This is a genomic window from Blattabacterium cuenoti (assembly GCF_014251335.1).
In the GTDB taxonomy this organism is placed as follows: Bacteria; Bacteroidota; Bacteroidia; order Flavobacteriales; family Blattabacteriaceae; genus Blattabacterium; species Blattabacterium cuenoti_G.
This window is the reverse complement of record NZ_CP059186.1, coordinates 353,600-374,579: the sequence shown is the minus strand read 5'-3', so window position 1 is coordinate 374,579 and position 20,980 is coordinate 353,600. Positions and strand designations below refer to the sequence as shown.

15 protein-coding genes, 5 tRNA genes and 3 rRNA genes are annotated in these 20,980 nt (G+C 30.2%); 12 read left to right on the top strand and 11 right to left on the bottom strand.

Annotated features, from left to right (window positions below; genetic code table 11):
- Positions 1-73 precede the first annotated feature (73 nt).
- Positions 74-892 carry a glycogen/starch synthase gene (locus tag H0H73_RS01760; protein WP_185851926.1) on the top strand — a complete coding sequence of 273 codons (819 nt, stop codon included), beginning with the start codon at positions 74-76 and terminating at the stop codon, positions 890-892.
- A gap of 30 nt (positions 893-922) precedes the next feature.
- Positions 923-2,773, top strand: a complete 1,851-nt coding sequence (gene glmS, locus H0H73_RS01755; protein ID WP_185851925.1) for a glutamine--fructose-6-phosphate transaminase (isomerizing) — start codon at positions 923-925, stop codon at positions 2,771-2,773.
- Between the two features lie 59 nt (positions 2,774-2,832).
- Here glmS and H0H73_RS01750 read toward each other — a convergent pair whose 3' ends face one another.
- The 5 genes from H0H73_RS01750 to H0H73_RS01730 form a co-directional block, all read right to left on the bottom strand.
- On the bottom strand, positions 2,833-3,582 hold the full coding sequence (locus H0H73_RS01750; RefSeq protein WP_185851924.1) for a uroporphyrinogen-III synthase: 750 nt from the start codon (positions 3,580-3,582) through the stop codon (positions 2,833-2,835).
- An 81-nt stretch (positions 3,583-3,663) separates the two neighbouring features.
- Positions 3,664-3,734 (bottom strand) — tRNA-Cys (locus H0H73_RS01745).
- A gap of 8 nt (positions 3,735-3,742) precedes the next feature.
- A complete protein-coding gene (gene folB / locus H0H73_RS01740) occupies positions 3,743-4,102 on the bottom strand; it encodes a dihydroneopterin aldolase (RefSeq protein WP_185851923.1) in 360 nt (119 codons plus the stop codon).
- A 10-nt stretch (positions 4,103-4,112) separates the two neighbouring features.
- Positions 4,113-4,727 (bottom strand): superoxide dismutase, encoded by a 615-nt coding sequence (locus H0H73_RS01735; RefSeq protein ID WP_185851922.1) that lies wholly within the window; start codon positions 4,725-4,727, stop codon positions 4,113-4,115.
- 61 nt (positions 4,728-4,788) lie between these two features.
- Complete coding sequence (locus H0H73_RS01730) at positions 4,789-5,997, bottom strand: phosphoglycerate kinase (RefSeq protein ID WP_185851921.1); 1,209 nt, start codon at positions 5,995-5,997, stop codon at positions 4,789-4,791.
- A 185-nt stretch (positions 5,998-6,182) separates the two neighbouring features.
- Here H0H73_RS01730 and H0H73_RS01725 point away from each other — a divergent pair, with 185 nt between their 5' ends.
- The 3 genes from H0H73_RS01725 to H0H73_RS01715 all read left to right on the top strand — a co-directional run bounded on the left by H0H73_RS01725 (position 6,183) and on the right by H0H73_RS01715 (position 6,766).
- On the top strand, positions 6,183-6,635 hold the full coding sequence (locus tag H0H73_RS01725) for an RpiB/LacA/LacB family sugar-phosphate isomerase (protein WP_185851920.1): 453 nt from the start codon (positions 6,183-6,185) through the stop codon (positions 6,633-6,635).
- Positions 6,613-6,686 (top strand) — tRNA-Asn (locus H0H73_RS01720). Before H0H73_RS01725 ends, H0H73_RS01720 begins: the two co-directional genes overlap by 23 nt.
- 5 nt (positions 6,687-6,691) lie before the next feature.
- A tRNA-Pro gene (locus H0H73_RS01715) sits at positions 6,692-6,766 on the top strand.
- Positions 6,767-6,769: 3 nt separating this feature from the next.
- On the opposite strand, the gene gmk is transcribed toward H0H73_RS01715, so the two are convergent.
- Positions 6,770-7,357: a guanylate kinase gene (gene gmk, locus H0H73_RS01710; RefSeq protein ID WP_185851919.1), complete on the bottom strand. Its 588-nt coding sequence runs from the start codon at positions 7,355-7,357 to the stop codon at positions 6,770-6,772.
- A gap of 49 nt (positions 7,358-7,406) precedes the next feature.
- On the opposite strand from gmk, the gene H0H73_RS01705 reads away from it, so the two are divergent.
- Positions 7,407-8,402: an aspartate-semialdehyde dehydrogenase gene (locus H0H73_RS01705; protein ID WP_185851918.1), complete on the top strand. Its 996-nt coding sequence runs from the start codon at positions 7,407-7,409 to the stop codon at positions 8,400-8,402.
- Here the strand turns inward: H0H73_RS01705 and rsmI are convergent.
- A complete protein-coding gene (rsmI, locus tag H0H73_RS01700; RefSeq protein ID WP_185851917.1) occupies positions 8,399-9,067 on the bottom strand; it encodes a 16S rRNA (cytidine(1402)-2'-O)-methyltransferase in 669 nt (222 codons plus the stop codon). The two genes, H0H73_RS01705 and rsmI, sit on opposite strands and share 4 nt — an antisense overlap.
- Before the next feature lie 290 nt (positions 9,068-9,357).
- Between rsmI and H0H73_RS01695 the strand changes: the two genes are divergently transcribed.
- Positions 9,358-9,780 (top strand): hypothetical protein, encoded by a 423-nt coding sequence (locus tag H0H73_RS01695; protein WP_185852497.1) that lies wholly within the window; start codon positions 9,358-9,360, stop codon positions 9,778-9,780.
- Here the strand turns inward: H0H73_RS01695 and topA are convergent.
- From topA to queA, 3 genes are read right to left on the bottom strand one after another with little or no spacing between them, the layout of a single operon-like run.
- Positions 9,777-11,912, bottom strand: a complete 2,136-nt coding sequence (gene topA, locus H0H73_RS01690) for a type I DNA topoisomerase (protein WP_185851916.1) — start codon at positions 11,910-11,912, stop codon at positions 9,777-9,779. The genes H0H73_RS01695 and topA overlap by 4 nt on opposite strands.
- An 18-nt stretch (positions 11,913-11,930) precedes the next feature.
- Positions 11,931-12,908 carry a polyprenyl synthetase family protein gene (locus H0H73_RS01685; protein ID WP_185851915.1) on the bottom strand — a complete coding sequence of 326 codons (978 nt, stop codon included), beginning with the start codon at positions 12,906-12,908 and terminating at the stop codon, positions 11,931-11,933.
- Between the two features lie 27 nt (positions 12,909-12,935).
- On the bottom strand, positions 12,936-13,979 hold the full coding sequence (gene queA / locus H0H73_RS01680) for a tRNA preQ1(34) S-adenosylmethionine ribosyltransferase-isomerase QueA (RefSeq protein WP_185851914.1): 1,044 nt from the start codon (positions 13,977-13,979) through the stop codon (positions 12,936-12,938).
- A gap of 253 nt (positions 13,980-14,232) precedes the next feature.
- Between queA and H0H73_RS01675 the strand changes: the two genes are divergently transcribed.
- From H0H73_RS01675 to rrf, 5 genes are all read left to right on the top strand, one after another.
- Positions 14,233-15,768, top strand: a 16S ribosomal RNA gene (locus H0H73_RS01675).
- A gap of 133 nt (positions 15,769-15,901) precedes the next feature.
- Positions 15,902-15,975: transfer RNA gene (locus H0H73_RS01670), tRNA-Ile, on the top strand.
- A 101-nt stretch (positions 15,976-16,076) separates the two neighbouring features.
- A tRNA-Ala gene (locus tag H0H73_RS01665) sits at positions 16,077-16,150 on the top strand.
- A 50-nt stretch (positions 16,151-16,200) separates the two neighbouring features.
- Positions 16,201-19,103, top strand: a 23S ribosomal RNA gene (locus H0H73_RS01660).
- A 48-nt stretch (positions 19,104-19,151) separates the two neighbouring features.
- Positions 19,152-19,262: ribosomal RNA gene (gene rrf / locus H0H73_RS01655) — 5S ribosomal RNA — on the top strand.
- The 16S, 23S and 5S rRNA genes sit together here with 2 tRNA genes alongside, the layout of an rRNA operon.
- A 3-nt stretch (positions 19,263-19,265) precedes the next feature.
- Here rrf and H0H73_RS01650 read toward each other — a convergent pair.
- Positions 19,266-20,978, bottom strand: a complete 1,713-nt coding sequence (locus H0H73_RS01650; RefSeq protein ID WP_185851913.1) for a ribonucleoside-diphosphate reductase subunit alpha — start codon at positions 20,976-20,978, stop codon at positions 19,266-19,268.
- Between the last annotated feature and the right edge of the window lie 2 nt (positions 20,979-20,980).

Below are 20,980 nucleotides of genomic sequence, written 5' to 3'. Positions count from 1 at the left end.
CTTAGGATATTATTTATTATATTTGCAATGATCCGTTTTTTTACTATATATAAAAAATAAAAATAACTCTAAGATGACAGGTAAACGTATATTATATGTTTCTTCTGATTTATTTCCCTTTTCTTCAGAGAATTCGATATCTTTATCGGTATTGAAAGCCACTAAATTTATGCAATCAATAGGAAACGATGTACGTATATTTATGCCTCGTTTTGGAGTAATAAATGAAAGAAGGCATCAGTTACATGAAGTTATTCGTTTATCAGGCATGAATTTAATAATCAATGATATTGATCAACCATTATTGATAAAAGTAGCATCTATTCCTGATGCTAGGTTACAGGTTTATTTTATAGACAATGAAGAATATTTTAAAAGAAAAGCAATAGATGAAGACGAAAATGGAATTTTTTTTCCAGATAATGATGAGAGAGCTTTATTTTTTACAAAAGGTATTTTAGAAACTGTCAAAAAATTAAATTGGAAACCTGATATAATTCATATATATGGATGGATGAGCTCTTTTATTCCTTTATACATTAAAAATTTTTATAAAACTGATCCAGTGTATCAAAATGTAAAAATTGTTGTATCTATTTACAATAAACCTTTTAAAGGGTCTTTAAATAAAGATATTATTCAAAAAATAAAATTTGATGGAATCAAATCTAGGAAATTAAAATTGTTAGAAAATCCAAATTATTTTAATCTAATAAAATTATGTATGTATTTTTCGGATTCTATTATAAAAGGAGATCTTTCTTTTCCAGAAGAAATAGAAGATTACATAAAAGAAAATAAGTTGTTAGTATTAAAATATTATCCTGTAGAAGAGATAGAAACCGTATATCAACAATTTTATAAAGAAACTGTTTTAGAACAGATAAATTAAAATAGATAAAAACTTCTAATTTTATCTAGAATGTGTGGTATAATTGGTTATTTGGGAGATAAAGAAGCTTATCCTATTCTAATTAATGGATTAAAAAAATTGGAATATAGAGGATATGATAGTTCTGGTATTGCCGTTTTTTACAAAAATGGATATAATCTATATAAAAGTAAAGGAAGAGTTTATGAATTGGAGAAAAAAATTATTTCTAGTAAAATTCAAATAAAAGGAACAACGGGAATAGGTCATACAAGATGGGCTACTCATGGAATACCAGATGATATTAATGCACATCCTCATGTTTCTAATTCAAATGAACTTATTATAATTCATAATGGAATTATAGAGAATTATTATGCTATCAAAATTATTTTATTGAAAAATGGTTTTACTTTTAAAAGCAAAACAGATACAGAAGTACTTGTAAATTTGATTGAATATTTAAAAAAAGAAAATAAATTATCTTTAGAAGAAGCAGTAAGAATTTCTCTGAATGAAATTGTGGGAGCTTATTCTATTGCTGTCGTGGAAAAATCTCATCCTGAAACAATTATTATTGCGAAATTGGGAAGTCCTTTATCTTTAGGGATTAATAATCAAGAATTTTTTGTTGCATCTGATCCCATTTCCTTTATAGATTATACCAAAAATGTTATTTATTTAAAAGATGGAGAAATGGCTATTCTTAAAAAAGGAAAAGATCTGGATCTTAGAAAGATTATAGATAATCATAAATTAAATCCAATTATTAAAAAACTTAAAATCAATCTAAAAAAAATTGAAAAAGGAGAATATAAATATTTCATGTTAAAAGAAATATATGAACAACCTAAAACAATTTTAGATACTTTACGAGGTCGATTATTAATTTCTGAAAAAATTATTTGTATTAATGGAATTGAATCTAACAAAGATATTTTTGTCAATGCTAAAAGCATAACTATAGTAGCATGTGGAACCTCATGGCATGCTAGTTTAATTGGAGAATATTTATTAGAGGAGCTTACTCGTATTCCAGTGGAGGTAGAATATGCTTCTGAATTTCGATACAGAAATCCTATTATAGGTAAAAAAGATGTCGTAATTGTAATTTCCCAATCAGGAGAAACAGCCGATACTTTAGCTGCTTTAAAATTAGCAAAAAAAAAAGGAGCTTTTGTTTTTGGAATTTGTAATGTAGTAGGATCATCTATTGCACGAAATGTAGATGCAGGAGCTTATACACATGCGGGGCCTGAAATAGGAGTTGCTTCTACAAAAGCTTTTACTGCACAGATTACAGTTCTTGTTTTATTGGCATTGATCATAGGAAAACATAGATCAACAATCAATAATAATCGTTATAAATTATTATGCAAAGAGCTTGGATCAATTCCAGAAAAAGTAGATCATACTTTGAAAATGGGAGACACTATTAAAAAGATATCTCAAGTATATCATGATGTAAATAATTTTCTCTATTTAGGTCGAGGTATTAATTTTCCGGTAGCTTTAGAAGGAGCTTTAAAACTAAAAGAAATATCCTATATTCATGCGGAAGGATACCCTGCTGCAGAAATGAAACATGGTCCTATAGCTTTAATAGATGAAAAGATGCCAGTGGTTATTATTGCTACGAAAAAAGGATATTACGATAAAATTATTGGTAATATTCAAGAAATTAAAGCTAGAAAAGGAAAAGTTATAGCTATAATCAATGAAGGAGATATTCAAGTTAAGACATTGGCGGATCACGTGATAAAAATTCCAAATATTTCTGAAGTACTTAGTCCGTTAGTAACTGTTATTCCTCTTCAATTATTGGCTTATCAAATAGCTTATATACGTGGAGAAAACATAGATCAACCAAGAAATTTGGCAAAATCAGTAACAGTAGAATAAATATATGTATTATTTTTATTTATTAATTATTAATAACGTATCAATATATTGGATTGTATTTAATTTTTAATATATTCTTCTAAAGCCATAGCCATAGAAGGAAATTCTGGTGTCGGGACTTTTATATCGATTTTTAATCCTGCTTTATAAGCGGCTTCTAGAGTATTTTTTCCGAAGGTAGCAATTTTGATATTATCTTGATCAAAATTAGGAAAATTATCAAATAAAGATTTGATTTCCGCGGGACTGAAGAAAACTAAAATATCATAATACACATGTTTTAAATCAGATAAATCACTAGAAGCTGTTTTATATAAAATAGCCCTTTTCCAAATGATATTTTGTTTATTTAACATATCAGGAATTTCTGGTTTTAGTATATCTGAAGAAGGCAAAAGGAATTTTTCTTTGGAATGTTTTTTAACATAAGGAAGTATATCTTTAAATGATTTATCACCAATATGAATTTTTCTTTTTCGAAATACAATATATTTTTGTAAATAATAAGCTATAGTTTTAGTTTGGCATATATATTTCATAGAGAAAGGAACTTTAAAACGCATAGATTCTGCCAGACGAAAATAATGATCTACGGATTTTTTACTTATAAAAAGAAGTACGGTAAAGTCAGAGAAATTTATTTTCTGTTTTCTTACATCACTAGATGATGCGCCTTTTACTTCTATGAAAGATCGAAAATCTATATTTATATTTTTATTTTTGCTAAGTTTTATGTATGGAGTACTGGAACCGCCATTAAGAGGTTGTGAAATCAGAATATTATTTATTCTTTTTTTTGTACAATCCAATTAAATTAGTTTATTTGATTTTATCTTTTTTATTTTGAGATCGCAAACGTATATAGAAAATTAATATAAAAAAAATGAAAAAGGCACAGAGCGGAATCGAACCGCTATAAAAGGTTTTGCAGACCTCTGCCTTTCCATTCGGCCACAGTGCCATTTATAATCAATCACAATCATCCAAAATTACACATACTCTATCTACATTTCCTTGTAATGGAGGATTTTCTTTACAAATTTTCACTTTTGTATATCTTACTAAAGATTTATTGTCTTCCTTAATTCTTTGAATTATTCTTTGCGCTAAATGTTCAATTAATTTAGAATTAATATTCATTTCTTTTTTTACAATAGAATACAAATCTACATAATTAATAGTTTTTGATAAATCATCGTTAATAGATGCTTTATAAAAATCAAATTCAACTTCTAGGTTTATCGTGTAATGAGATCCAACATATTTTTCTTCTGGCATACATCCATGAAATCCAAATAATTTAATATTTTCTAATACAATTTTTCCCATGGAAAAGATATTATTTTTTTATAGTTTTTTTGTAATTTTCTTCTACTTGAATCCAATTCACAATATGCCAAAAAGCAGAGATATAATCTAAACGACGATTTTGATATTGTAGGTAATAAGCATGTTCCCAAACATCTAATCCTAATATTGGAATTCCTTCACAACCCATTCCATACATAAGAGGATTATCTTGATTTGCTGTGGAACAAATTGTTAATTTTTCTTCTTTTACACATAACCAAGTCCATCCAGAACCAAAATGATTAGCTGCAATTTTAGAAAAAGTTTTTTTAAAAAAATCAAAAGAATTAAAATTTTTTTGAAAGATATCATTTAAATATACACTTGGATGAGTATATTGTGTATGAGGTATTAATATTTTCCAAAATAGATTGTGATTGTAAAATCCTCCACTGTTATTACGTAATACTGGAGATTCAATATGAACTTTTTCTAAAATTTCTTTTATAGAAAAATTTATCATATTTGTATTTGAAATAGCCTGGTTTAGATTGTTAGTATAAGTTGCATGATGTTTATTATAATGAATATCCATCGTTTTTCTATCTATATAAGGTTCAAAATCTTTATATGAATAAGGTAACTTTGGAAGTTTAAATGACATAATTATTTTTTTAGTTATGTTTATATATTAAACAAATATAAAATATAATTAGGTATTTATTTTATAATATTATTGCACTTATTCCGGGAAGCATTTTATTTTTCAAGCTAGCTAACATAGCTCCTCCTCCAGTAGATAAATAACTTATTTTATTTTCACAATTTTCCATTTTTAATGAAGCGATAGAATCGCCTCCTCCTACTAAAGAAAATGCACCTTTTTCAGTTCTATTTGCAATAGCTTTTGCTATGGATCTAGTTCCTAAAGAAAAATTTTCAAACTCGAAAACCCCTACAGGTCCATTCCATAAAATGGTTTTAGATTTTTCTATAATTTGACAAAAATTTTTTATGGAATAAGGGCCTATATCTAACCCCATCCATCCATTTGGAATAGAATCAATTGGTACAATTTTAGTATTAGATTCATTTTTAAATGAATCAGCTATTACCACATCTTTTGGAAGATGTATAATATTTATTTTATTATGATATTTACGAAAAATTTTTTTTAATGTTTTTTCAATTTTTTTATTTTTTTCAATTATAGAATCTCCTACCATTCCTCCTTTTATTTTTATAAAAGGATAAGACATTCCGCCTCCTATTAGAATATAATCCGCGAAATCAATAATATTTTCAATAATTTCTATTTTAGAAGAAATTTTTGCTCCTCCTAACAAAATAGTAATAGGTTTTTTTCCTTTTCCAAGCAAAAATTGATCTAAATATTGGATTTCTTTTTTCATAAGAAGACCAATACATTTCTTTCCAGAAAAAAATTTTGGTAAAATAGTAATGGAAGTATGATAACGATGTGCTACTCCGAAAGCATCATTTACATAGATATCTCCTAATTTTGATAATTCATATGCAAAATTTTCATTTTCTTTTTCTTCTTCTTTATAGAAACGTAGATTTTCTAATAATAAAATTTCTCCATATTTTAACTCATCTACTTTTTTGAGTGGAATTTTTCCTATACAATTTTCACAAAAATTTACAGTTATTTTTAGTTGTTTGGATAAATAGTCAACTAAAAACTTTAAGGAAAAAGTTTGGGAAGGAATTCCTTTTGGTCTTCCAAAATGAGAGATAAGAACGATTTTTCCTTTTTCAGAAATAATTTTCTGAATTGTAGGAATACTATATCGAATACGTGTATCATCTGTTATTTCGTGTAATTTGTTTATCGGAACATTAAAATCAACTCTTACTAGAGCTGTTTTATTTTCAAAGTTAAAATCATCTACAGTTTTTATTTCCTTCATCTTCTTTTTCTTTTTCTTTTCTTTCTTGATCGTTAAGGTTAAGGTAAATTAATACAGTAAAAATAACGATATGTTTAAATCAAGTAAGTAAAACTATTAGTATAAGTACACAAAATTACTAAATTTATAATATTGAAAATGATTTTTTTAAATTTTTAGTGTATATTCATTTTTTTTAAAATATAATGCTAATAGCAATAGGATCCGATCATACAGGAGTAGATCATAAATATATAATAAACAATTTTTTAATTAAAAAAGGGTATGAAACCCAAGATTTTGGATATTCCAAATATGGAATTCAAGTTGATTATCCAGATTTTATTCATCCTACAGCAGAATTTGTGAATCAGGGAAAAGCTGATTTTGGAATTATTATATGTGGAACTGGAAATGGAGCAGCTATGACGGCTAATAAATATCGTAAAATTCGTGCAGCTTTAGTGTGGAGAAAAGAGATTGCTATTTTAGCGAGAAAACATAATAATGCTAATATTATTAGTTTGCCAGCACGTTTTATAGATAAAAATGAAATTATAGAAATTGTAGAAATATTTTTAGAAACGAATTTTGAAGGAGGAAGACATAAAATAAGAATAGAAAAAATACCTAAAATCCTCAGTAGCTCAGTTGGTTAGAGCACCTGACTGTTAATCAGGGTGTCGCTGGTTCGAATCCAGCCTGAGGAGTTATTCGGGGTGTAGCTCAGATTGGTTAGAGTACACGTCTGGGGGGCGTGTGGTCGCTGGTTCAAATCCAGTCACCCCGATTTTTATTTTCTTCCATAAATAAAATCGTAAACTATTTGAATTACTTTTTTTTTTGTTTTAGATAAATTGATGTTTAATAAAACAAAATCAAATAGTTTAGCGTAATTATTTTCTTCTTTTACCTTATTCAAACGAATGTTTATATTCGTTTTGTTGTTATCCAAATTTTTATAACATCTTGTTATCAGTCTTTTTTTTAAAATATTTATGGAATTTACCGTTATAAATATGGATAAAGAATTATTGGGATATTGTTTTTTTAAATTCAATCCTCCTTTTACATCTATATCGAATAAAACATGTTTTTTTAATTTCCAAATTTTGAAAATTTCTTTTTTTAAAGTTCCGTAAAATAGTTTAGGGTAAACCTCTTCCCACTCTGCAAATTGATATTTTTTGATTTTGGAAAGAAAAGAATCTACAGGCAAAAAATAATAATCTTTTCCATGTATTTCATTGTTTCGAATTGGTCGTGTAGTGCATGAAACAGAAAATTTTAATTCCGGAAATTTTGAAAGTAAATAATGCGAAATAGTAGTTTTTCCTGCTCCAGAAGGACCTGATAAAATAATCATTTTTCCTTTTTTCATTATTTTACCTAACTTTGTTTAAGGTAATGGAAAATTAAGTTTTTATAAAATGAAATTAGGAATAATAGGGGCAACAGGTATGGTAGGTCGTGTAATGATTGATCTTTTAGATAAAAGAAATTTCCTATTAAATGAGTTATATCTTTGTGCTTCCAAAAAGTCTGTGAACCAAGAATTATTTTTTAAAAATAAAGCATATCAAGTTATTAGTGTATACGATTTATTTTTAAAAAAACCTGATATTGTTTTATTTTCAGCAGGATCTAATATATCAAAAGAATGGGCTCCGAAATTTTCGAATATAGGGTCTATAGTTATTGATAATTCTTCTGCGTGGCGAATGGATTCCAGCAAAAAATTAATTGTTCCTGAAATTAATGCTTCTTGTTTATGTTCAGAAGATAAAATTATTGCAAATCCAAATTGTTCTACAATACAATTAGTTATGGTATTATTTCCATTACATTTGGAATATGAAATTAGTAGAGTTATTGTTTCTACTTATCAATCAGTAACAGGAACTGGAAAAAAAGCTTTGGATCAGTTAAATCAAGAACAAAAAAAAGATGGAAATTATTCTTTTAGAGTATATCCACATCCTATTTATCAAAATGTCATACCTCATTGTGATCATTTTACAGATAAAGGATATACATTAGAAGAAATGAAATTAATAAATGAAACAAGAAAAATAATGAATGATTATAATATTGCAATAACTGCTACTTCCGTACGTGTTCCTGTTATAGGAGGTCACTCAGAAAGTGTTAATATTACATTTAGAAAAAAACCTAGTATAAATCGTATATATGAAATACTATCGAAAATAAAGGGAATAATAATTCAAGATGATCCAAAAAAAAATATTTATCCAATGCCATTGTATGCTCATGGAAAAGATGAAGTTTTTGTCGGTAGAATACGAGAAGATTTCTCACTTAAAAACTCTATAAATATTTGGATAGTAGCTGATAATCTTCGTAAGGGCGCAGCTACTAATGCTATTCAAATTGCAGAATATTTAACAAGAAAAAAATGTGTTTAATCAAAATTTTTTTCGATAATAATCGTATATTCTCCTAATATTTTTTCTATATTTTGATAGTATAAAATCATCTTCTCTATGTTCCCTCTTAATATATTTTGAAAATATTTGGATATTTCTTTACATATGACAATGTTTCTTTTCGATCCAAAAAAATATTTCATATCATTTAATGTTTTTAATAATCTGTGAGGTGATTCATATAATATAATGGTTCTATTTTCTTTAGATAAATTTTCTAATTTAATTTTTCTTTTTTTTTTAGGCAAAAAACCAATAAAAATAAATTCGTCAGTAGATATTCCTGAACAAACTAATGCTGGAACAAAAGCTGTAGGTCCGGGTAAACATTCTATAGGAATAGAAGCTTGAATACAAGATTTAATAAGTAAAAAACCTGGATCAGATATACTTGGAGTTCCAGCACTAGATATTAACGCTAATTTATTTCCTTTTTTAATTTTTTTTATAATAGAGGGAATTATTTTATGTTCGTTGTGAACATGGTATTTATTTATATTATTTTTGATATTGTAAAAGTTTAATAACTTTTTGGAAGTTTTATAACTTTCTACTAAAATTAAATCGACTTCTTTTAAGATTCGTAAACTTCTAAAAGTAAAATCTTCTAAATTTCCTATTGGAGTAGGGACAATATATAACATATTACATATTATAATTTATAATGTTAAATGTTAAGAATTATGTGAAAAAAGATATAATAAATCTATTTTTATAAAAATATAAATTCATAACTTCTGTTATGGAGTTTATGAAAAATGTTTATAATAATTATCAAAACTTATAATAATTCAATTTAAAGCAATTAAATTAGATTATGTAAAATCCTTTTTTTTTTAAATCTGAAATTTCATCATCAAATAAAATAGTTATTCGTAATAATAGTTGAGTTAATGCATTAAAAAATTAATTAATGCTGATGAAATCAATAATAATGAGAGGTAAACAATATATATTTAGAAGTCGTTTAGTATCTGGAGATATTATATTTAAATATGATTTAAATGGTTTTTTAAGAGAAGTTATTTTTCCTGAAAGACTTTCTTTATCACATTATGTATGGATAGGTAAATATATACCTTATAATGAATCTATTATAAATAAAATGAAAAATGCTAAAGCAGCTTTTTCTATAGAAGAAATCCCAACTGATTTATCTTTCAATCGTTTTTGGACAGATTACAGATATAAAGTTGGAAAAAAAAGAATGGCTGAAAATATATGGAACCGAATGTCTTTATCTGATAGAGTAAAAGCTTTGTCTTATATTCCTAAATATTTAGATCATGTTAAACGAACAGGACATGATCAAGCCTATCCAACTACTTATTTAAATCAAAGATATTTTGATAGCTAAAAAATTGAGTTTTTTTTATTTCTGTTTTCAATTATAATATTAATGGCTTGTTCTAAATTAAATGAATTATTAAAGAATATTTTTTCGTCAATTGGAATTGATTTATTGTTATGTTTAATATAAATATTATATTTATTTATTTTTAATATAATCTCTTTTTTTTCGAAGATTCCTAATAATTTGGGTAATTGAAGAATTTTTAAAGCTTCCGAAAGAGAAATTGTTTCTATTTTTTGTTTGTTTAATAAAGGGGAAAACTTCGGTTTATTTTTTTTATCAAATTCACCCATCTGAATAATAGGGCCATATTTAGCTAATTTTGCAAAAATTTTTTTATCAGATTTGGGATCCTTTCCAAGGAAACGTTCTTTGTGAATTTTTTCAGCATTTTTTTTAACATATTTTATTTTCTTGTTAAATTCATTATAAAAATTTTCAAGAATTTTAATATAAGATTGTTTTCCTTTAGCTATATCATCAAAATTTTTTTCTAAATTGGCAGTAAAATTATAGTTCACAATTTCATAAAAGTTTTTCTTTAAAAAATTAGTAGTTAAAATACCCATTTCTGTAGGATGAAATTTATTTTTTTCTATCTCAGTAATTTTGTCATTTTTTTTAAAAATTAAATTTCCTTTTAATAAAAAAGTTTCACGTGTTTCTGTTTTTTTTGATATTTTTTGTATATTAACATAATTTCTTTTTTGTATAGTGGAAATTGTAGGAACGTAAGTAGAAGGTCTTCCTATTCCTAATTTTTCTAATTTTTTCACTAAACTAGCTTCATTGTATCTATACAGATGATTTATGAAAATTTGTTTAGCTATAATTTCTTTTTTTTCTAAAAAAGAGCCTTTTTTTAAAATGTTGACATTAAATTCTTCTTCTTTTTTTTTTTCTTCTTCTTTTTTTGAAACCTTCATAAATCCGTCAAATAAAACAATTTTTTTTGTCCAAATAAAAAAACTTTCTAAATGAGAAGATTGAATGTAAATATTTTTTTTTTCAAAAATAGCATCCGACATTTGTCCTGTAATTGTTCGTATCCATATAAGATTATAAAGACGTTTCTGAAAAATATCTAAAGAATCTAAATAATTTTTATTAAAATCAATAATAGTAGGATGTATTGCTTCGTGAGCTTCTTGAGATAACTTATTTTTTTGTTTAGAAAATTTTTTTATAGATAAATATTTTTTTCCAAATGAAGTAAGTATAAAATTTTTTATATCTAATAATATACTTTTTGATAAAGTAGTGCTATCTGTTCTAATATATGTGATAAATCCTTTTTCATACAATTTTTGAGCTAATAACATTGTTTGGGATATAGAATAATTTAATTTATTACAAGCTTCTTGTTGTAAAGAAGAGGTGGTAAATGGTGATGGAGGGCTTTTTTTCTCTTTTTTTACAGTGATTTTTTTTATTATAAAAGTACTATTTATACATAATGTTAAAATATTTTTCATTTTTTTTTTATCTTCTATCTTTTTTTCCAATTTAGCATTAAAGGTTATTTTTTGTTTATAATTAGTAAAAATTCCATTTATTTGATAAACTGGAGTAGGAATTGAATTTTGAATTTTTTTTTCTTGTTCTACTATTAATCTAACGGCAACAGATTGAACTCTACCTGCAGAAAGACCTCTATTGATTTTTTTCCATAAAATAGGAGATAATTGAAACCCTACTAATCGATCTATAATTCGTCTAGTTTGTTGAGCATAAACTAAATTATAGTCAATTAATCGTGGATTTTCTATAGCATTACAAATTGCTTTTTTTGTAATTTCATGAAAAACGATTCTTCTGTATTTTTTATCAGGAATATTAAATATTTTATAAATCTGATAAGCAATAGCTTCTCCTTCACGGTCTTCATCGGAAGCTAACCAAATAATTTCATGATTATTTATTAATGTTTTAAGATTTTCAACTATTTTTTTTTTTTTAGATAATATTACATAGGTAGGTTTAAAATTTTCTTGAATTTTAACTCCTATTTTTTTTTCTGGTAAATCTATGATATGTCCATAACTAGATACCACAGAATAATTCTTTCCAAGAAATGTCTGTATTGTGTCAGCTTTAGTGGGAGATTCTACAATTACTAAGTTTTTTTTTTTCATCTAATTTAATTCTTGAACTTATTGATTTCTTTCCACAATAAAATTTACCATTATTTTTAAAGTTTCTTTAATGGCCCCTTCTGGATAAAGTTCTAAAATTTTTAATGCATTATTACGAAATTTAATCATTTTTTGAGTAGCATATTCTAATCCTCCATATTTTTTAACATAGTCAATTATTTTATGCCTTTTTCCTTCGTCATAATTTTTTATATAATCTAATATGCACTTTTGATCTTTTTTAGTGGCATTTTGAATGGCATGAATAAGTGGAAGTGTTATTTTTTTTTCTCTTAAATCGATTCCTACAGGTTTTCCTGTAAAACTTTCGTTTTTTTCTTCGTAATCAAATAAATCATCTTTAATTTGAAAAGCTATTCCTATAAAAATTCCAAACTTTCTCATTTTCAAAGCTGTTTTTTCATTTGTATTCACAGAACGAGCTCCTGCTTCACAAGAAGCAGCAATCAAACTTGCTGTTTTATGATAAATAATTTGATTATAAATTTTTTCAGTAATATTTAATTTTTCTGATTTTTCCATTTGTAATAATTCTCCTTCGCTCATATCTTTTATAGTATTACATACAATTTTAAGTAAATCATGATAATTATTATTTGTTGCAATTAAAAGACTTTTGGAAAGTAAATAATCTCCAATTAAAACAGCTATTTTATTTTTCCATATAGCGTTAATAGAAAAAAAACCACGACGAAGGGAACTATTATCTATAACATCATCATGTACAAGTGTAGCAGTATGTATAAGTTCAATTAAACAGGCAGTATGATATGTTTTTTTTTCTATTTTTCCTAACATTTTAGCTATCAAAAAAACAAATATAGGACGAATTAATTTTCCTTTTCGATGAATGATATAATGATTTATTTTGTCTATAAGAGAAATATTACTTTTAATTATATTTGCAAATTGTTTTTCAAATTCTTTTATTTCTTTTTTTATTGTAGTTTTTATTTTTTCTAAAATAATTTTCATAATATCGTAATAATATATTATGATTTTTTATAATATTAGCATAGCATCTCCATAAGAATAAAATCTGTATTTTTCTTTTATTGCTATTTGATATGCTTCCATTATTAAATCAAAACCTGCAAAAGCTACTGTCATCATAAGTAATGTAGATTTTGGCATATGAAAATTTGTAATCATAGAATTGGCTATACTAAAATTATAAGGAGGGAAAATAAATTTATTAGTCCATCCATAAAATGGATTTAAATTTTTATTAGAAGAAACAGAGCTTTCGATTGCTCTCATAGAAGAAGTCCCAACTGCACAAATTCTTTTTTTTTTTTGTATAGAAGAATTTACTATTTTACATGTTCTTTCATTTATGAAGCATTTTTCAGAATCCATTTTATGTTTTGATATGTCTTCTACTTCTACTGGTAAGAAACTTCCTAATCCTAGGTGTAAAGTAACTTCTACTAAGTTTATTCCTTTTATTTCCAATTTTTTTAACAAATGTTTTGAGAAATGTAACCCTGCTGTAGGTGCAGCTACAGATCCTTCTTTTTTTGCATATATAGTTTGATAACGTTCTTTATCATTTTTTTCTGGTTGTCTATTAATATATTTAGGTAAAGGAGTTTTACCTAATTCTTTTATTTTTTTTATAAGTTCTTCATGGGTACCATTAAAATTAAGTTGTAAAATTCTACCTCTAGAGGTAGTATTATCTATGACTTCTCCTGTTAATCCAAATCCAAAATTTAATTTGTTTCCTACTCTTACTTTTCTTGCAGGATCAACTAATACATCCCATGTTCTATCTTTTGAGTCTAATTCTCTAAGCAAAAATACTTCTATTTTAGCTTCTGTTTTTTCTTTATTTCCAAATAATCTTGCGGGAAAAACTTTGGTATTATTGAGAATAATAGTATCTTCTTCTTCGAAATATTCGTGTAAGTCTTTGAATGATTTATGTTCTATTTTTTGATTCATTCTATGAATAATCATTAATCTAGATTCATCTCTTTCTTGTATAGGAAATTTAGCAAGAAGATTTAAAGGAGATGTAAAATCAAAATCTGAAGTTCTCATGTTAATGAATTAGGAAATTTATACAATACATTATATATATAAAATTAGGTTATTTTTTTTCCAACGGAAAAATATATATACATTTATTCTTATTTCTTATTATTGAAAACTTTTTTTTTGAAAAAAAAAAATGTATACTTGTAGTTTCGGGGAAACTAATTTATTGTTCTTTGCATAAAGAAGCTTCTAGACCTGATGCTTCAGGGTTTTTTAATTAAGGTTTTACGTATTTTTGATATTAATTTTTTTTACTACAACGGAGAGTTTGATCCTGGCTCAGGATGAACGCTAGCGGCGGGCTTAACACATGCAAGTCGAGGGGCAACATAAAATTTATGTATATAGATTTTGATGGCGACCGGCGTACGGGTGCGTAACACGTACGTAACCTACCTTTTGCTAGAAAATAGGCTGAGGAAACTTGGATTAATATTCTATAGCATAACAAAATCGCATGATTTTTGTTATTAAAGTAGCAATACGGCAAAAGATGGGCGTGCGTCCGATTAGTTAGTTGGTAAGATAAAAGCTTACCAAGACGATGATCGGTAGGGGGCCTGAGAGGGTGATCCCCCACACTGGTACTGAGACACGGACCAGACTCCTACGGGAGGCAGCAGTGAGGAATATTGGTCAATGGAGGAAACTCTGAACCAGCCACGCCGCGTGCAGGAAGAATGCCTTACGGGTTGTAAACTGCTTTTGTTTAGGAATAAAAATTCTTACGTGATAAGAATTGTGAATGTACTATACGAATAAGTGTCGGCAAACTCCGTGCCAGCAGCCGCGGTAATACGGAGGACACAAGCGTTATCCGGATTTATTGGGTTTAAAGGGTGCGTAGGCGGTTTATTAAGTCAGTAGTGAAATATTGCAGCTTAACTGTTAAAATGGCTATTGATACTGATAGACTTGAGTGAGATTGGAGTAGCTGGAATGTGTGGTGTAGCGGTGAAATGCATAGATATCACACAGAACACCGATCGCGAAAGCAGGTTACTAAGTCTATACTGACGCTGAGGCACGAAAGCGTGGGGAGCAAACAGGATTAGATACCCTGGTAGTCCACGCCGTAAACGATGATCACTAGTTGTTGGATTTATTTCAGTGACCAAGCGAAAGTGATAAGTGATCCACCTGGGGAGTACGGTCGCAAGGCTGAAACTCAAAGGAATTGACGGGGGCCCGCACAAGCGGTGGAGCATGTGGTTTAATTCGATGATACGCGAGGAACCTTACCAAGGTTTAAATGTACTACGAATAAGCTAGAAATAGTTTAGTCTTCGGACGGAGTACAAGATGCTGCATGGTTGTCGTCAGCTCGTGCCGTGAGGTGTTGGGTTAAGTCCCTCAACGAGCGCAACCCTCATTGTTAGTTGCCAGCGAGTAATGTCGGGGACTCTAGCAAGACTGCCGACGTAAGTCGAGAGGAAGGTGGGGATGACGTCAAATCATCACGGCTCTTATATCTTGGGCTACACACGTGCTACAATGGTCGGTACAAAGGGTTGCTACTGGGTAATCAGAAGCTAATCTCTAAAAGCCGATCTCAGTTCGGATTGGAGTCTGCAACTCGACTCTATGAAGTTGGAATCGCTAGTAATCGCATATCAGCCATGATGCGGTGAATACGTTCCCGGGCCTTGTACACACCGCCCGTCAAGCCATGGAAGTCGGGGGGACCTGAAATCGGTGCCCATAAAAGGAACTGCTTAAGGTAAAATCGATAACTGGGGCTAAGTCGTAACAAGGTAGCCGTACCGGAAGGTGCGGCTGGAACATCTCTTTTTTTAGAGTTATTTCCTTGATAAAAAATTTCACGTTGAAATTAGGCTAGAAGCTTTTCTTACTAAACGAAAAATTTTACAAAGAAAAAGAAAAGAGGAGATTGATTGTAATTATTATTTATAATTAATGTAATCAGTCTCGTAGCTCAGATGGTTAGAGCGCTACACTGATAATGTAGAGGTCCGCGGTTCAATTCCGCGCGAGACTATTTCAGAAAATTAGTTTATATGCTTAGTGCATTACACGGATAATAATTTAATGTAGAAAATATAAATCTATGTATTTTAATTCTACAGTAAAATTTATTCCGGGGAATTAGCTCAGCTGGCTAGAGCGCCTGCTTTGCACGCAGGAGGTCATCGGTTCGACTCCGATATTCTCCATTTTTTTAGAAAGTTCTTTGACATACATAATATACAATAATGAAAAAATAAAAAAGCTAATGAAGGGCGTATGGTGGATGCCTTGGCTCTGAGAGGCGAAGAAGGACGTGATAAGCTGCGATAAGCTGCGGGGATTGGCACATACGAATTAATCCGCAGATTTCCGAATGGGGAAACCTATCATATTAATATGTGATATTACTTCTACGTAAGGCGAACCTAGAGAACTGAAACATCTAAGTATCTAGAGGAAAAGAAAACAAAAGTGATTCCGTTAGTAGTGGCGAGCGAAAGCGGAACAGCCCAAACCATTATGGTCTAGGCTATAGTGGTGTTGTAGGTCTACAATAAATGACTATTTTTCTATAGCAGAATGATTTGGAAAAATCAATCATAGAAGGTGATAATCCTGTATGCAAAATGGAGAGATTACATAAGTAGTAACCTGATTAGGACGGGACACGAGAAATCTTGTCTGAATTTGCCGGGACCATCCGGTAAGGCTAAATACTACTCAGAGACCGATAGTGAACTAGTACCGTGAGGGAAAGGTGAAAAGTACTTCGAATAGAAGGGTGAAATAGATCCTGAAACCATACGCTTACAAACTGTCGGAGCTTCTTTATGAAGTGACGACGTGCCTTTTGCATAATGAACCTACGAGTTAATTTTTCCGGCAAGGTTAAGTAGTTTAGCTATGGAGCCGAAGCGAAAGCAAGTCTGAATAGGGCGTACAGTCGGAAGAATTAGACGCGAAACCGAGTGATCTATCCATGAGCAGGTTGAAGCTGTGGTAACACATAGTGGAGGACCGAACCGGTTGACGTTGAAAAGTCTTCGGATGACTTGTGGATAGGGGTGAAAGGCCAATCAAACTCGGAGATAGCTCGTACTCCCCGAAATGCATTTAGGTGCAGCATCGTGTTAAATAATACAGAGGTAGAGCTACTGATTGGATGAAGGGGTTTCATCACCTACTAATTCCTGACAAACTCCGAATGCTGTTATTATGTTTCACGGTAGTGAGGGCATGGGTGCTAAGGTCCATGTCCAAGAGGGAAACAACCCAGACCATCAGTTAAGGCCCCTAAGTATATATTAAGTTGAACTAACGAAGTTTAGTTACTGAGACAGCTAGGATGTTAGCTTGGAAGCAGCTATTCATTTAAAGAGTGCGTAACAGCTCACTAGTCGAGTGACTGAGCATGGATAATAATCGGGCATAAATATATCGCCGAAACTATGGGATTGGATTGATTAATTTAATCGAATCAATCGGTAGGGGAGCATTGTAATGGCATAGAAGTCATATTGTAAAATATGGTGGAGCTTTTACAAAAGAAAATGTAGGTATAAGTAACGATAATGCAGGTGAGAAACCTGCACACCGAAAAACTAAGGTTTCCTCAGCTATGTTAATCATCTGAGGGTTAGTCGGTTCCTAAGATAAAATCGAAAGGTGTAATCGATGGAAAACCGGTTAATATTCCGGTACTCACTTTTATTGCGATAGGGGGGACGGAGTAATGAAACTGCCGCGTACGGACGGATGTGTACGTTGAAGTAGTTAGGTATAAAATATATTGGAAAATCCGTATATTTTGCTGACCTACAATAGTACCACAAACCTTCGGGGGAGTGGATAGTGCAGGTAAGAACTTCCAAGAAAAGCCTCTAAGCTTCAGATAAAAGTAAACCGTACCAAAACCGACACAGGTAGTTGAGGAGAGAATCCTAAGGTGCTCGAGTGATTCACGGCTAAGGAACTAGGCAAAATAAACCTGTAACTTCGGGAGAAAGGTAGCCTTCCTTTAAAGAAGGCCGCAGCGAAGAGATCCAGGCGACTGTTTATCAAAAACATAGGACTCTGCTAAATTGAAAAATGATGTATAGGGTCTGACACCTGCCCAGTACTGGAAGGTTAAAGAAAGAGGTCAGCTTCGGCAAAGCTTTTGACTGAAGCCCCAGTAAACGGCGGCCGTAACTATAACGGTCCTAAGGTAGCGAAATTCCTTGTCGGGTAAGTTCCGACCTGCACGAATGGTGTAACGATCTGGAAACTGTCTCAGCCGTGAGCTCGGTGAAATTGTAATATCGGTGAAGATGCCGATTACTCGCAATGGGACGAAAAGACCCTGTGAACCTTTACTATAGCTTCGTATTGGTTTTGATTGAAAAATGTGTAGGATAGGTGGGAAACTTTGAAGTATTATCGCTAGGTAATGTGGAGTTGCCCTTGAAATACCACCCTTTTTTTAGTGGAAATCTAACTCAATTAAAAAAAATTGAGAACATTGCGTGGTGGGTAGTTTGACTGGGGTGGTCGCCTCCAAAAAGGTAACGGAGGCTCCCAAAGGTACCCTCAACACGTTTGGTAATCGTGTGTAGAGTGTAATGGCATAAGGGTGCTTGACTGTGAGACTTACAAGTCGATCAGGTACGAAAGTAGGGCATAGTGATCCGGTGGTTCCGAATGGAAGGGCCATCGCTCAAAGGATAAAAGGTACTCCGGGGATAACAGGCTAGTCTCCCCCAAGAGCTCACATCGACGGGGAGGTTCGGCACCTCGATGTCGGCTCGTCACATCCTGGGGCTGGAGAAGGTCCCAAGGGTTGGGCTGTTCGCCCATTAAAGTGGCACGCGAGCTGGGTTCAGAACGTCGTGAGACAGTTCGGTCTCTATCTATTGCGAGCGTTAGAAGCTTGAGTGGACCTGATTCTAGTACGAGAGGACCGAATTGGACGAACCTCTGGTGTATCAGTTGCATCGCCAGATGCATCGCTGAGTAGCTATGTTCGGAAGAGATAAGCACTGAAAGCATATAAGTGCGAAACTCTCCATAAGATTAGGCTTCTTTTTTAAGGGTCGTTGAAGATGACAACGTTGATAGGCTACAAGTGTAAAGATAGTAATGTCATAGCTGAGTAGTACTAATTACCCGTAAGCTTTTTAATTTTTCATATGTATATTATGTTATGTCTTATTTTTTTATAATATTTTTATGGGTGGTTATAGCAATGTGGCCCCACCTCTTTCCATACCGAACAGAGAAGTGAAACACATTAGCGCTGATGGTACTGGTTAATTCTGGGAGAGTAAGTCGCTGCCCTTTTTTTTATAACAAACTTTCTGAATACAAATCTCTATTTTTAGTATCTGCACGAAGAATGCTTTCACTTCTATAATAATAAAGACTTTTTAAACCTATTTTCCAAGCTTCAAGATGTACTTTATTTATATATTTTGCTGGAGTATTTTGATGAAAAGAAAGATTAATGCTTTGTCCTTGATCTATATATTTTTGTCGAATGCTAGCTTGCTTAATTAATTCTAATTGGTTAATTTCTTTGAAACATCTAAAAACATTTTTCTGTTTTTCACTAAGAGCAGTTAATCCAAGACAAGATCCTTTTTCATTTGCTATTTGTTCCCAAACTTCTGGAAGATTATATCCATTTTTTATGAGTATTTTTTCTAAATAAGGATTCTTACGAATATGCATTCCTTTTGAATCATCGTCTACATATATATTTGCTGCTATAGGTTCTATGCCCTGAGAAAGACCACCAGCTAATTTAGCGGAGCTCCTGTTAGGAGCCATTGCCATTAAAGTCAGATTTCTTTTTCCTGTTCCTATATTCCATTCAGATTCTCCATATTCTTTAGCTAAATACTTAGTCGCTTTTTGCGATTCTAATTTTATATTTCTAAATATATTGTGAGTTAATATTTCAGATTGTATAGATATAAAAGGAATCATATTAGACTGTAAATATGAGTGCCATCCTAAAGTTCCTAAACCTAAAGCTCTACTTTTTTCTGCAAAACGAACAGCGTCTTCTATTCCCCGTATATGTTTTCCTTTATCAATAAATTCTTGCATAACCGCATCAAGAAATAAAATAGCATAAAAAACAGTATTTGTATTTTTCCATTCTACGTATTTATACAAATTCAAAGAAGAAAGACAACATACAAGTGTATGATTTTCATCTGTTGGTAACATAATTTCTGAACAAAGATTACTATGATGTATTTTTAATCCGTGTTTTTTCCAATTTTCTGGTAAATTTTTATTAGCATTTTCTTGAAAAAAAAGATATGGTTCTCCAGTTTGAACTCGTTCTTTAAGAGTGTCAATCCATAAAGCTCGTTCTTTGCCATTTTTTTTTAATACTTTTTCCATAAAAGAATTAGAAATTATTACACCTTGATGAAGGTTATGACACTGACGATTAATATCACCTTTAGGTTCTCTGATTTTTAAGAATTCTGGATATTCTTTATGTTCTATATTTAAATAAATAGCCACAGCACCTCTACGTGTTCTCCCTTGTTTACTAGCTACTATAGCACTATCATATGACTTAATAAAAGGAATTATACCATCAGAAGTACCTAATGCTCCATTTTTTATGGACCTTCCTACAGGTCTAACTAAACTAAAATCATAAGATGTCCCTCCACCATGTTTACTAAGTATAGCCATTTCTAAATTTTTCCTATATATTTCGTACATACTATCTCCAATTCTTCCAGAGAAACAACTAATAGGTAAACCTTTTTCTGTTCCAAGATTTACCATAACTGGAGTAGAAGGGATAAGCCAACCTTTCCAAAAAATATTAAAAAACTCTCCTTCTATTTTCGGTTTTCTTAAAATTTTTGCTGCATTCTTTGATAATCTTTTGTATGCCTCAAAAGGAGTTTCCCCATCTAACAAGTATCCACCTTTAATTGTAGTTAAATATAATTCATTATTAGCCCAAACGGGAAAATCCTTTCCTACTTTCCATCCTTCTTTTTCTGCAATAGGGTGTGTTTCCATTA